The sequence below is a fragment of the Pseudomonas sp. GL_103 genome (genome assembly GCF_057835175.1).
In genome coordinates, this window is sequence record NZ_CM174420.1 from 2019043 (window position 1) to 2031906 (window position 12864).

At 59.9% G+C, this 12864-nt stretch carries 10 protein-coding genes; 6 read left to right on the top strand and 4 right to left on the bottom strand.

The genetic code is table 11. The annotated features are described in order from the left end of the window. Nucleotides 1–2: 2 nt before the first annotated feature. From AC3IP0_RS09240 to rloA, 3 genes are read right to left on the bottom strand one after another with little or no spacing between them, the layout of a single operon-like run. A complete protein-coding gene (locus tag AC3IP0_RS09240; RefSeq protein ID WP_489327203.1) occupies nt 3–989 on the bottom strand; it encodes an alpha-L-glutamate ligase-like protein in 987 nt (328 codons plus the stop codon). Beyond that, nucleotides 989–2524 carry an osmotic stress tolerance membrane protein RloB gene (gene rloB / locus AC3IP0_RS09245; protein ID WP_489319008.1) on the bottom strand — a complete coding sequence of 512 codons (1536 nt, stop codon included), beginning with the start codon at nt 2522–2524 and terminating at the stop codon, nt 989–991. Before rloB ends, AC3IP0_RS09240 begins: the two co-directional genes overlap by 1 nt. A gap of 5 nt (nt 2525–2529) precedes the next feature. Next, nucleotides 2530–3066, bottom strand: a complete 537-nt coding sequence (gene rloA / locus AC3IP0_RS09250) for a retropepsin-like aspartic peptidase RloA (protein ID WP_046042906.1) — start codon at nt 3064–3066, stop codon at nt 2530–2532. Between the two features lie 297 nt (nt 3067–3363). On the opposite strand from rloA, the gene AC3IP0_RS09255 reads away from it, so the two are divergent. The 6 genes from AC3IP0_RS09255 to prpD all read left to right on the top strand — a co-directional run bounded on the left by AC3IP0_RS09255 (nt 3364) and on the right by prpD (nt 11840). Further along, entirely contained in the window at nt 3364–4083 is a 720-nt protein-coding gene (locus AC3IP0_RS09255) for a GntR family transcriptional regulator (protein ID WP_008048579.1), read from the top strand. Then, on the top strand, nt 4080–4970 hold the full coding sequence (prpB, locus tag AC3IP0_RS09260) for a methylisocitrate lyase (protein WP_008061726.1): 891 nt from the start codon (nt 4080–4082) through the stop codon (nt 4968–4970). Before AC3IP0_RS09255 ends, prpB begins: the two co-directional genes overlap by 4 nt. Nucleotides 4971–5014: 44 nt before the next feature. Next, on the top strand, nt 5015–6142 hold the full coding sequence (gene prpC, locus AC3IP0_RS09265; protein ID WP_489319009.1) for a bifunctional 2-methylcitrate synthase/citrate synthase: 1128 nt from the start codon (nt 5015–5017) through the stop codon (nt 6140–6142). A gap of 206 nt (nt 6143–6348) precedes the next feature. Then, a complete protein-coding gene (gene acnD / locus AC3IP0_RS09270) occupies nt 6349–8943 on the top strand; it encodes a Fe/S-dependent 2-methylisocitrate dehydratase AcnD (protein WP_489327206.1) in 2595 nt (864 codons plus the stop codon). A 67-nt stretch (nt 8944–9010) separates the two neighbouring features. Beyond that, entirely contained in the window at nt 9011–10201 is a 1191-nt protein-coding gene (gene prpF, locus AC3IP0_RS09275) for a 2-methylaconitate cis-trans isomerase PrpF (protein ID WP_489319011.1), read from the top strand. A 154-nt stretch (nt 10202–10355) separates the two neighbouring features. Further along, nucleotides 10356–11840, top strand: coding sequence for a 2-methylcitrate dehydratase (prpD, locus tag AC3IP0_RS09280; RefSeq protein WP_489319012.1), 1485 nt, complete (start codon nt 10356–10358; stop codon nt 11838–11840). A gap of 117 nt (nt 11841–11957) precedes the next feature. Here prpD and ppsR read toward each other — a convergent pair whose 3' ends face one another. Then, a complete protein-coding gene (gene ppsR / locus AC3IP0_RS09285; RefSeq protein WP_057399413.1) occupies nt 11958–12776 on the bottom strand; it encodes a posphoenolpyruvate synthetase regulatory kinase/phosphorylase PpsR in 819 nt (272 codons plus the stop codon). Nucleotides 12777–12864 lie beyond the last annotated feature (88 nt).

Sequence of the window (12864 nt, forward strand, 5' to 3'; positions counted from 1 at the left end):
GATCAGCCTTCGACTGCAGGAATATGCCCAAACATCTCCTGCACAAACGCCATGCGCTCTTCGACCGTTTCGGTCACGCTACGAGCCTTGAGGTCTTCCAGCCGCGCCTCGACCGCATGAGTACGCAACGTCAGGCCGCAGTCATTGGCAATCTGGATATTCAGCCCAGGCCGGGCGTTGAGCTCCAGAATCAGCGGGCCTTTTTCCTGGTCCAGGACCATGTCGACACCGATGTAGCCCAAGCCGCACAACTCATAACAGCCAGCGGCGAGTTTCATGAAACCGTCCCAGTAGGGCAGTTGCACGCCATCCACCGCGTTCGTGGTGTCCGGGTGTTTGTTGATGATGTTGTTCAGCCAGGTGCCGCGCAGGGTCAGGCCGGTGGCCAGGTCCACGCCGACACCGATGGCGCCCTGGTGCAGGTTGGCCTTGCCGTTGGACTGGCGCGTCGGCAGGCGCAACATGGCCATCACCGGGTAGCCCATCAAAACAATGATGCGAATGTCCGGTACGCCTTCATAGCTGATGCTCTTGAAGATCTGGTCCGGAATCACCCGGTATTCGATCAGCGCCCGGTCGCGGTGACCGCCCAGGGAGTACAGGCCGGTCAGGATGCTGGAAACCTGGTGCTCGATTTCTTCATGGCTGATAATCCGGCCGGACACCGTGCGATAACGCCCTTCAAAGCGGTCGGCGATGACCAGGATGCCATCGCCGCCAGCGCCCTGGGCCGGTTTGATCACGAAGTCACTGCGTGCGCCGATGATCTCTTCGAGATTGTCGATTTCCTTCTCGGTGGAAATCACCCCATAGAGTTCCGGCACATGAATGCCGGCGGCGATGGCGCGTTCCTTGGTGATGATCTTGTCATCGACGATCGGGTACAGGCTGCGCTTGTTGTACTTGAGCACGTAGTCTGCGTTGCGCCGATTGATCCCCATGATGCCCCGGGTTTCCAGGGCCTTCCAGGTCTTCCAGAGGCCGAACATCAGGCGTCAGCCTTTTTCAGGAAGGCCTTGAAGCGCACCAGTTCGGTCAGGCGGTAACCGCGATAACGGCCCATTGCCAGCATGAAGCCCACCAGGATCAGCAGGATCGCCGGGAAAGTGAACACGAAGTACACCAGTTCCGGCACGGTCATGATCAGGTGCGCCAGGGACGCGGCGAACAGCGTGCCGATGGCCACTTTCATGGCATGGCCACCGCCGCGCTCTTCCCAGGTGATCGACAGGCGTTCGATAGTCATGGTCAGGATCACCATAGGGAACAGCGCCACCGACAAGCCGCGTTCCAGGCCGAGTTTATGGCTGAGCAGGCTGATGGCCGCAATCAGCACCACCACGAATGTCAGCACCACTGACAGCCTCGGCAGCATTTGCAGTTTCAGGTGCTCAAGGTAGGAGCGCAGCGACAGGCCCAGCGCCGTGATGATGGTAAACAGCACGATACCGAAGCCGAGCTGGGTTTCACGAAAGGCCAGGGCGATCAGCACCGGGGTGAAGGTGCCCAGGGTCTGGATGCCGATCAGGTTGCGCAGGATCAGGATCACCAGCACGCCGATCGGGATCATCACCATGATCATGAAGGTCTGCTGGGTTTGCAGCGGCAGGCCGTACAACGAGTACTCGAGGAAGTTGGCGTCGGTGTTTTCGTCGGTCAGCTTGGCCAGGCGAATGGCGTTCATTTCGCTGTTGTTCAGGCTGAAGGTCACGTTGGCTTTCTTGCCGCCATCGACGGTGATCAGATTTTCGTCGCCGGTCCACCACAGCAGGCGGTCGCTCGGCAGGCCCTGTTCACCGGTTTCCGGGTTGAAATACAGCCAGTCGGTGCCATTGAAACTGCGCAGCCACAGTTCCGGCATTTGCGGCTGATCGGCCACCAGGCGGATGGTGTGGACCTTCTCGACCGGCACGTGGGCGATGGACAGCAGCAACTCGACGATTTTCGCCTTGTGCGCGGCGGAAGGATCGCCGGCCAGCAACAGTTTTACGTTGTCGTCGTTGAGGTTGTTGACCCGCTTGATGGCTTCGCCGACGAAGGTTTCGACGTCGGCCGAGTGTTGGCGAATCGGTGCGAGCAGGGCTTCGGCGGCGATTTTTTCCGGGCCCTCGATGGTCATGCTGTCGCGGAAGGTTGGGCCTTTGATCTTGGCTTTCTCGCCGGAATAACGCTTGGTCAGCACCAGGCGGTAATACAGCGTCTGGTTGCCTTTGGCCCGGCGTGCCGACCAGGTGACCTTGCGGTTGCCGTCGACCCGGTTCACGGCCACGCCGTAGTTATTGGAGATGAAGCTCTCGTTGAGGCTGACGAAGTCGCGGCTCAGCGGAGGCACGAACATCTGGATCTTGACCGGGTCCTTGGCACTGGCGACGAACTCGACCTTGGCGTCGATGTTCCACAGGTCGTCGGTGGCGTCTTCGGTCACCGGGATGCCCAGCACGAAGATCTGGTAGGCCGTAACTGAAATGCCCAGCACCACCAGGATGGCGATCAGCAGTTTCAGGTGAAGGGTAAGAGAGCGCATTTGAATTACTCGGCGGTATGAGCGTCGGTGGTGCAGGCGGGTTTGCCGGCAGCATATTTAAGGCTGGGGTCAACCAGTGCATCGAAGCGCTTGAGTGCTTCGGAGCCAATCAGGAGCGGATATTGGAACGCGCTGCGGTCGGTCAGGTTCACTTCGATGCTGCGCAGGGCCGAGCCCATGCAGATGTCCAGTTCGATCACCGGGCGGGCGGTGTACTTCTTGCCTTCCTCCGGGTCGTAGTCGCCGGCCCGGCGCTTGATCTTGCTGACACGGGCCAGCGGGCGTTCGATCGGGTGCGAATGGGCGGCGTCGATGGCCAGGTAAAAGCGCACCCACGACTCTCCGTTGCGTTTGAAGCGTTTGATATCCCGTGCACTCAGGGAAGCGGTTTTCGCCCCGGTGTCGAGTTTGGCCGCCACTTCCAGATCGATGCCATTGAGCGATGCGTACTCATTGAGGCCATACACGGTCTTTTCCCCGGCCATTGCGAAGCCGGGCAGGCAAAGGAAATAAAGGAAGGTGGGGAAGGGCTTGAGTCTCATAAATCCTGGTGCGCAGCGGTCCGACTTGATTCAAGGCCCTGGCATCGCTGCGCAAGCTCCCTCGTATGCCTGGCAGGGTTTTATGACAGGCAGTGCAGATGTGACAAACAAATGCGGGCGGCATTCTAGCACGGTGGTTTGATGGCGCCAGCGCTGGCCGGTGGCTATAAATAGACGGGTTGCTTCGTTATGGTGCAACCGGTTATCAGGCGATTGTCGACAATATCTATTTATCCTTTGACTGATGCACCTGTATTCGTTAGTTTTTACGGCATTGGCTTACAAGGTGTCGACAATATGCTGGATCAACTCGATCCCCCGGTTTCTACGCAAGACGATACGGAGACGCTTTCCGAGAACGTCTTCCGCCGCATTCAGGCGGCTATCGTCAAAGGCGATATCGCGCCGGGCAGCAAGATTTCCGAACCGGAACTGGCGCGCACCTACGGTATCAGCCGTGGCCCGTTGCGCGAGGCCATCCACCGTCTGGAAGGCCAGCGCCTGCTGGTTCGCGTACCGCATGTCGGCGCACGGGTGGTGTCGCTCAACCACGCCGAACTGATTGAGCTATATGAAATCCGCGAATCCCTGGAAGGCATGGCCTGTCGCCTGGCCGCCGAGCGCATGAGTCTCGAAGAAATCGACGAACTGCGTCGGGTCCTGGAAACCCACGAACGCGATGAGGCGTTTCAGGCCGGGAGAGGCTACTACCAGCAGGAAGGCGATTTCGACTTCCATTACCGAATCATCCAGGGCAGCGGTAACCGCACGCTGACCCAAATGCTCTGCGGCGAGCTGTATCAACTGGTGCGCATGTACCGCATCCAGTTTTCCACTACGCCCAATCGCCCGCACCAGGCGTTCGCCGAGCACCACCGAATTCTCGATGCCATCGCCGACCGTGACGGTGAACTGGCCGAGTTGTTGATGCGCCGTCACATCGGCGCCTCCAAACGCAACATCGCCCGTCATTACCAGGACGGCGCTAACCCGACAGCCAAACGAGGTGAGTCATGAGTTTGAACAAGAGCACTCCAGGCCAGCGTTTCCGCGATGCGGTCGCCAGCGAGCATCCATTGCAAGTGGTCGGCGCGATCAACGCCAACCATGCGCTGCTGGCCAAGCGCGCCGGTTTCAAGGCGATCTACCTGTCGGGTGGCGGGGTGGCTGCCGGCTCCCTCGGCGTGCCTGACCTGGGCATCACCGGCCTGGATGACGTGCTGACCGACGTGCGCCGTATCACCGATGTTTGCGACCTGCCGCTGCTGGTGGACGTGGACACCGGTTTCGGTTCCTCGGCGTTCAACGTCGCTCGTACCGTCAAGTCGATGATCAAGTTTGGCGCGGCGGCGATTCACATCGAAGACCAGGTCGGCGCCAAGCGCTGCGGTCACCGTCCTAACAAGGAAATCGTGACCCAGCAGGAAATGGTCGACCGCATCAAGGCGGCCGTCGATGCGCGTACCGATGACAGCTTCGTGATCATGGCCCGTACCGACGCCCTGGCGGTGGAAGGCCTGGAGTCTGCCCTGGATCGCGCTGCTGCGTGCATCGAGGCCGGCGCCGACATGGTGTTCCCGGAAGCCATCACCGAGCTTGAAATGTACAAGCTGTTCGCCAGCCGTGTGAAAGCGCCGATCCTGGCCAACATCACCGAGTTCGGCGCGACGCCGCTGTACACCACCGAGCAACTGGCCGCTGCCGACGTATCCCTGGTGCTGTACCCGCTGTCGGCGTTCCGCGCCATGAATAAGGCTGCAGAAAACGTCTACACCGCGATCCGTCGCGATGGCACGCAACAGAACGTCATCGACACCATGCAGACCCGCATGGAGCTTTACGATCGCATCGACTACCACACCTTCGAGCAGAAGCTCGATGCGTTGTTCGCAGCGAAGAAGTAAGTCGAAGAACTCCCTGACAAATTCAAGAAAAATTGGAGACAGCAATGGCCGAAGCAAAAGTACTCAGTGGCGCCGGGCTCCGTGGCCAGGTAGCCGGGCAAACCGCACTGTCCACCGTGGGCCAGTCAGGTGCCGGTCTGACCTATCGTGGTTATGACGTCCGTGAACTGGCGGCAGACGCGCAGTTTGAAGAAGTCGCCTACCTGCTGCTGTACGGCGAACTGCCGAACAAAGCGCAACTGGCAGCCTACGTTGCCAAACTGAGCAAGCTGCGCGACCTGCCGCAAGCGCTGAAAGAAGTGCTGGAACGCATCCCCGCCGACGCCCACCCGATGGACGTGATGCGTACTGGCTGCTCGTTCCTGGGCAACCTGGAGCCGGAGAACAACTTCTCCGAGCAACACGACAAAACCGACCGCCTGCTGGCCGCGTTCCCGGCGATCATGACCTACTGGTATCGCTTCACCCACGAAGGCAAGCGCATCGATTGCGTGAGCGACGAGCAGTCCATCGGCGGCCACTTCCTGCACCTGCTGCACGGCAAGAAGCCGAGCGAACTGCACGTGAAGGTGATGAACGTTTCGCTGATCCTCTACGCGGAGCACGAATTCAACGCGTCGACCTTCACCGCACGTGTTTGCGCGTCGACCCTGTCCGACCTGTATTCATGCATCACCGCAGCTATCGGCTCGCTGCGCGGCCCGCTGCACGGCGGCGCCAACGAAGCGGCGATGGAAATGATCGAGCGTTTCTCGTCGCCGGAAGACGCGATCAAGGGCACCCTCGGCATGCTCGAGCGCAAGGACAAGATCATGGGCTTCGGTCACGCGATCTATAAGGACAACGATCCGCGCAACGAGGTGATCAAGGGCTGGTCGAAAAAGCTCGCTGACGAAGTGGGTGACAAGGTGTTGTTCCCGGTTTCCGAAGCCATCGACAAGACCATGTGGGAGCAGAAGAAACTGTTCCCGAACGCCGACTTCTACCATGCCTCGGCGTACCACTTCATGGGCATCCCGACCAAGTTGTTCACACCGATTTTCGTCTGCTCGCGCCTGACCGGCTGGGCCGCCCACGTGTACGAACAACGTGCCAACAACCGCATCATCCGTCCAAGCGCCGAGTACACCGGCGTTGAACAGCGCAAGTTCGTACCAATCGAACAACGCTGAATGGTGGAGGCTACCGCACGGGTTACTGACTGAACCGGGGACCACTGTGGGAGCGGGCTTGCTCGCGAAGACGGACTGACATCCAACATTGATGTTGACTGATACACCGCTTTCGCGAGCAAGCCCGCTCCCACATTTGACCGAGTCCAGTTCAGTGCCGGCACCAGGCCCCACCTTTCGAAACTACCGTGACCGAGTCCTGACCGATGAACACTGAATTCCGTAAACCGCTGCCCGGCAGCCACCTGGATTACTTCGATGTCCGCGCAGCGGTCGAGGCGATCCAGCCTGGCGCCTACGACACCCTGCCGTACACCTCCCGTGTGCTGGCGGAAAACCTTGTGCGTCGCTGCGACCCGGCCACGCTCACCGAATCCCTGAAGCAATTCATCGAGCGCAAGCGCGACCTCGACTTCCCGTGGTTCCCTGCTCGCGTGGTGTGCCACGACATTCTCGGTCAGACCGCTTTGGTCGACCTCGCCGGCCTGCGTGACGCCATCGCCCTGCAAGGCGGCGATCCTGCGCAAGTCAACCCGGTGGTGCCGACCCAACTGATCGTCGACCACTCCCTGGCCGTCGAGCGCGGTGGTTTCGATCCAGATGCGTTCGAGAAGAACCGCGCCATCGAAGACCGTCGCAACGAAGACCGTTTCCACTTCATCAACTGGACCAAAAAGGCCTTCAAGAACGTTGATGTGATCCCGCCGGGCAACGGGATCATGCACCAGATCAATCTGGAGAAAATGTCTCCGGTGATCCAGGTGCGCGACGGCGTGGCGTTCCCCGACACTTGCGTCGGCACCGACAGCCACACTCCGCACGTCGATGCACTGGGCGTGATCGCCATCGGTGTCGGCGGTCTGGAAGCTGAAAGCGTGATGCTCGGCCGCGCATCGTGGATGCGTCTGCCGGAAAGCGTTGGCGTCGAACTGACTGGCAAGCTGCAACCGGGCATCACCGCCACCGACATGGTGCTGGCGCTGACCGAGTTCCTGCGCAAGCAAAAAGTCGTTGGCGCATGGCTGGAGTTCTTTGGCGAAGGCGCCTCCGCGCTGACCCTCGGCGACCGCGCGACCATCTCCAACATGGCCCCGGAATACGGCGCTACCGCAGCGATGTTCTACATCGACCAGCAGACCATCGACTACCTCAAGCTGACCGGCCGTGAAGACGAGCAGGTGCAGTTGGTGGAGAACTACGCCAAGCAGGTCGGCCTGTGGGCTGACAGCCTCAAAGGCGCGCAATACGAGCGCGGCCTGACCTTCGACTTGTCCTCGGTGGTGCGCAACATGGCCGGCCCGAGCAACCCGCACGCCCGCGTCGCGGTGTCGGATCTGGCCGCCAAAGGCATCTCCGGCCATTGGGACGATGTGCCGGGCCAAATGCCGGACGGCGCAGTAATCATTGCCGCCATCACCAGTTGCACCAACACCAGCAACCCGCGCAACGTGATCGCCGCCGGCCTGCTGGCGCGCAACGCCAACAAGCTCGGCCTGACCCGCAAGCCATGGGTCAAATCGTCCCTGGCACCCGGTTCGAAAACCGTCGCGCTGTACCTCGATGAAGCCGGCCTGACCGATGAGCTGGACAAGCTCGGTTTCGGCGTCGTGGCCTTCGCCTGCACCACTTGCAACGGCATGTCCGGTGCACTGGACCCGGTGATCCAGCAAGAGATCATCGACCGCGACCTGTACGCCACTGCGGTACTCAGCGGCAACCGTAACTTCGACGGCCGGATTCACCCGTATGCCAAGCAAGCGTTCCTCGCTTCGCCGCCATTGGTGGTCGCTTACGCCATCGCCGGCACCATCCGTTTCGACATCGAAAAAGATGTGCTGGGGGTGGTGGATGGCAAGGAAATCCGCCTGAAAGACATCTGGCCGAGCGACGAAGAAATCGACGCAGTGGTCAAGGCGTCGGTCAAGCCTGAGCAGTTCCGTCAGGTCTACATCCCGATGTTCGCCATCCACGAAGACACCGGCCCGAAAGTTACGCCGCTGTACGACTGGCGTGAAATGAGTACCTACATCCGCCGTCCGCCGTACTGGGAAGGTGCGTTGGCCGGCGCTCGTCCGCTCAAGGGCATGCGTCCGTTGGCAGTGCTGCCGGACAACATCACCACCGATCACCTGTCGCCGTCCAACGCCATCATGCTCGACAGCGCCGCTGGCGAATACCTGGCGAAAATGGGCCTGCCGGAAGAGGACTTCAACTCTTACGCGACTCACCGTGGTGATCACCTGACCGCGCAGCGCGCGACCTTCGCCAACCCGAAACTGTTCAACGAAATGGTTCAGGAAAACGGCAAGGTCAAGCAGGGTTCGCTGGCCCGTGTCGAGCCGGAAGGCAAAGTGATGCGCATGTGGGAAGCCATCGAGACCTACATGGATCGCAAGCAGCCGCTGATCATCATTGCCGGTGCCGACTACGGTCAGGGTTCGTCCCGCGACTGGGCGGCCAAGGGCGTGCGTCTGGCGGGTGTGGAAGCGATTGCCGCCGAAGGCTTCGAGCGCATTCACCGCACCAACCTGGTGGGCATGGGCGTGTTGCCGCTGGAGTTCAAGCCGGGCACCAACCGCCACACCCTGGCCATCGATGGCAGCGAAACCTACGACGTAATTGGCGAACGCACCCCGCGCGCCGAACTGACGCTGGTGATCCATCGCAAGAACGGCGAGCGCGTCGATGTGCCGGTGACCTGCCGCCTCGACACCGCCGAAGAAGTGTCGATCTACGAGGCTGGCGGCGTGCTGCAACGCTTCGCCCAGGACTTCCTCGAAGAATCGGCGGTTGCCGTCTAAAACAAGCTGTGCAGACGCGGGACTTCAAGTCCCGCGTTTGTTTTCAAGGTAAGGAGTAACGAGCATCATGGCTCACGCAGCTCAGATCAAGATTCCAGCAACCTACATGCGCGGCGGCACCAGCAAAGGCGTGTTTTTCAGCCTGAAGGATTTGCCTGAAACGGCACAGGTCCCAGGCCCGGCCCGCGATGCGTTGCTGCTGCGCGTGATCGGCAGCCCCGACCCGTACGACAAGCAAATCGACGGCATGGGCGGCGCGACCTCCAGCACCAGCAAAACCGTGATTCTGTCGAAAAGCATCAAGGCCGATCACGATGTCGATTACCTGTTCGGTCAGGTGTCCATCGACAAGCCCTTCGTGGACTGGAGCGGCAACTGCGGCAACCTGTCGGCGGCGGTCGGTTCGTTCGCCGTCAGCAATGGCCTGGTGGACGCCAGCCGCATCCCGCACAACGGCGTGGCGGTGGTTCGCGTGTGGCAGGCCAACATCGGCAAGACCATCATCGCCCATGTGCCGATCACCAATGGTGAAGTACAGGAAACCGGCGATTTCGAACTCGACGGCGTGACCTTCCCGGCGGCCGAAGTGCAGATCGAGTTCCTCGATCCCGCAGCGGACGAAGAGGGCGGCGGCGGTTCGATGTTCCCTACCGGCAACCTTGTGGATGACCTGGAAGTACCCGGTGTCGGTACCTTCAAGGCGACCATGATCAACGCCGGCATCCCGACAATTTTTATCAATGCCGAAGACATCGGCTACAAGGGCACCGAGTTGCAGGGCGCGATCAACGGCGATCCGAAAGCCTTGCTGATGTTCGAAACCATCCGCGCTTACGGCGCATTGCGCATGGGCCTGATTTCCAGCATCGATGAAGCGGCCAAACGTCAACACACGCCAAAAGTGGCCTTCGTGGCCAAGCCGGCGGACTACGTTTCGTCCAGCGGCAAAGCCATTGCCGCAGGCGATGTCGACCTGCTGGTGCGTGCACTGTCCATGGGCAAGTTGCACCACGCGATGATGGGTACGGCGGCAGTGGCGATCGGTACGGCCGCAGCGATTTCCGGCACGTTGGTGAACCTCGCGGCAGGCGGTATCGAACGCAACGCGGTGCGCTTCGGCCACCCGTCCGGTACCTTGCGCGTCGGCGCCGAGGCCAGTCAGGTGAACGGCGATTGGACCGTGAACAAAGCCATCATGAGCCGCAGTGCGCGGGTGTTGATGGAAGGTTTCGTTCGCGTGCCAGGCGACTCGTTCTAATCCGGCACCGAACCCTGTAGGAGCTGCCGCCGGCTGCGATCTTTTGACTTTGTTTTTTTTAGAATCGAGATCAAAAGATCGCAGCCTGCGGCAGCTCCTACATTGCCCTGAACCGAGGTCCCATTAACGACCCACTTCATAGAGTGAATCGAACATGAGCGCCAACGTCGACCTGAACAACCGCCCCGACTATGACCAGGTCCTGCAGGATATTGCCGACTACGTTCTGAACTACAAGATTGAGTCCGAGCAAGCGCTGGATACCGCGCGCAACTGCCTGATCGATACCTTGGGTTGCGGCTTGCTGGCCCTGCGTTTTCCCGAGTGCACCAAGCATCTCGGGCCTGTAGTCGAAGGCACCGTTGTACCGTTCGGCGCCCGGGTTCCGGGCACGTCTTATCGGCTTGATCCGGTCAAGGCTGCGTGGGACATCGGCTGTATCGTGCGTTGGCTCGATTACAACGACACCTGGCTTGCGGCCGAGTGGGGGCATCCGTCGGACAACCTCGGCGGTATTCTCGCGGTAGCCGACCATTTATCACAAAAGCACCTGGCTAATGGCGTGGCACCGCTGACCGTGCGTACAGTGCTTGAAGCGATGATCATGGCCCATGAGATTCAAGGTGTGATCGCGCTGGAAAACTCGTTCAACCGTGTCGGCCTCGATCACGTCATTCTGGTGAAAGTGGCCTCCACCGCAGTCACCGCCAAGCTGATGGGTGCCAATCGCGAGCAGTTGTTGTCGGCGCTGTCCCACGCCTTTGCTGACGGTCAGGCATTGCGCACGTATCGGCATGCACCGAATGCCGGTTCTCGTAAATCCTGGGCGGCGGGGGATGCGTCCAGTCGTGGCGTGCGTTTGGCGGACATGGCGATGCGCGGCGAAATGGGTATTCCCGGTGTATTGAGTGCCAAACAGTGGGGGTTTTACGACGTATTGTTCAGCCACACCAATAGTGATCTGGCACTCAAGCCTGAAGACAAGCGCGGCTTCAGTTTTTCGCGGCCGTACGGCAGTTATGTGATGGAAAATGTGCTGTTCAAGATCAGTTTCCCGGCCGAGTTTCACGCGCAAACCGCGTGTGAAGCGGCGGTGACCCTGCATCCGCAAGTGCGCAATCGTCTGCACGAAATCGACCGGATCGTCATTACCACTCATGAGTCGGCGATTCGCATTATTTCCAAGGTCGGCCCGCTGGCCAATGCCGCCGACCGCGATCACTGCATCCAGTACATGACTGCCGTGCCGCTGGCCTTCGGCAACCTGGTTGCGGAGTATTACGAAGATGACTTCCACAAGGCGCATCCGATCATCGATGTGCTGCGCGAGAAAATGGTCATCGTCGAAGAGCCGCGCTACACCCGTGAATATCTGGAGGCCGACAAGCGCTCGATTGCCAATGCGGTGCAGGTGTTTTTCAAGGACGGTTCGAGCACGGAAAACGTCGTCGTGGAATACCCGATTGGGCATCGTCGGCGTAGAGCTGAAGGTATTCCGTTGCTGGAGGAGAAATTCAGGGCGAACTTGCTGACACGATTCGCGGGGCAGCGTAGCGAGGAGATTTTCGCGCTGTGCAAGGATCAGGCGAGGCTTGAGGCGACAGCGGTAAATCGGTTTGTGGATTTGTTTGTTATCTAGGAGACCGAGTTATCGTTCATCGCGAGCAAGCTCGCTCCCACAGGGGATCTGCGGTGAGCACAAATCAACTGTGGGAGCGAGCTTGCTCGCGATGAGGACCGAACAGGCAATAAAGGTTTACTTGAACCGCCGCTCCACACCTTTCTCCACAAGGATTTTCGCGGAGATTTCTTCCACGGAAAAATGCGTGGAGTTGATGTGCGGGATGTTTGCGCGGCGGAACAGGTTCTCGACCTCGCGCACTTCGAACTCGCACTGGGCGTAGCTCGAATAGCGGCTGTTGGGCTTGCGCTCGTTGCGGATTGCGGTGAGGCGGTCGGGGTCGATGGTCAGGCCGAACAGCTTGTGCTGGTGGGCGCGCAGGGCGTTTGGCAGTTGCAGGCGTTCCATGTCGTCTTCGGTCAGCGGGTAGTTGGCTGCGCGGATACCGAATTGCATCGCCATGTACAGGCACGTCGGTGTCTTACCACATCGCGACACGCCCACTAGTATCAGGTCGGCCTTGTCGTAATAGTGCGTGCGGGCGCCGTCGTCGTTGTCGAGGGCGAAGTTAACGGCCTCGATACGCTCCATGTAATTGGTGTTGGCACCGATGGAGTGGGACTTGCCCACGGTGTAGGAAGAATGCTCGGTCAGTTCCTGTTCAAGCGGTGCCAGGAACGTCGAGAAAATGTCGATCATGAAACCATTCGAGGTTGCGAGAATCTCACGAATGTCCTGATTGACGATGGTGTCGAAGATAATCGGACGGAAGCCGTCGGTTTCGGCGGCTTTGTTGATTTGTTGTACCATGGCCCGCGCTTTGTCCACGTTGTCGATGTACGGCCGCGTGACTTTGCTGAAGGTAATGTTTTCGAACTGCGCCAGAAGGCTTTGACCCAGGGTTTCGGCGGTAATGCCGGTACCATCGGAGATAAAGAAAGCAGATCGTTTCATTTGCACCTTGGGCCTTAAGCTAGTGACGAATCTTGGATATGATAGGCGCGATTTGCCGGCCGCCATTGGCCCGCATTCTCACTTATTT

Excerpts from the sequence above, each read along its gene's own strand:
- AC3IP0_RS09240 (WP_489327203.1), bottom strand. The coding sequence starts at position 989 with ATGTTCGGCCTCTGGAAGACCTGGAAGGCCCTGGAAACCCGGGGCATC.
- rloB (WP_489319008.1), bottom strand. The coding sequence starts at position 2,524 with ATGCGCTCTCTTACCCTTCACCTGAAACTGCTGATCGCCATCCTGGTG.
- rloA (WP_046042906.1), bottom strand. The coding sequence starts at position 3,066 with ATGAGACTCAAGCCCTTCCCCACCTTCCTTTATTTCCTTTGCCTGCCC.
- AC3IP0_RS09255 (WP_008048579.1), top strand. The coding sequence starts at position 3,364 with ATGCTGGATCAACTCGATCCCCCGGTTTCTACGCAAGACGATACGGAG.
- prpB (WP_008061726.1), top strand. The coding sequence starts at position 4,080 with ATGAGTTTGAACAAGAGCACTCCAGGCCAGCGTTTCCGCGATGCGGTC.
- prpC (WP_489319009.1), top strand. The coding sequence starts at position 5,015 with ATGGCCGAAGCAAAAGTACTCAGTGGCGCCGGGCTCCGTGGCCAGGTA.
- acnD (WP_489327206.1), top strand. The coding sequence starts at position 6,349 with ATGAACACTGAATTCCGTAAACCGCTGCCCGGCAGCCACCTGGATTAC.
- prpF (WP_489319011.1), top strand. The coding sequence starts at position 9,011 with ATGGCTCACGCAGCTCAGATCAAGATTCCAGCAACCTACATGCGCGGC.
- prpD (WP_489319012.1), top strand. The coding sequence starts at position 10,356 with ATGAGCGCCAACGTCGACCTGAACAACCGCCCCGACTATGACCAGGTC.
- ppsR (WP_057399413.1), bottom strand. The coding sequence starts at position 12,776 with ATGAAACGATCTGCTTTCTTTATCTCCGATGGTACCGGCATTACCGCC.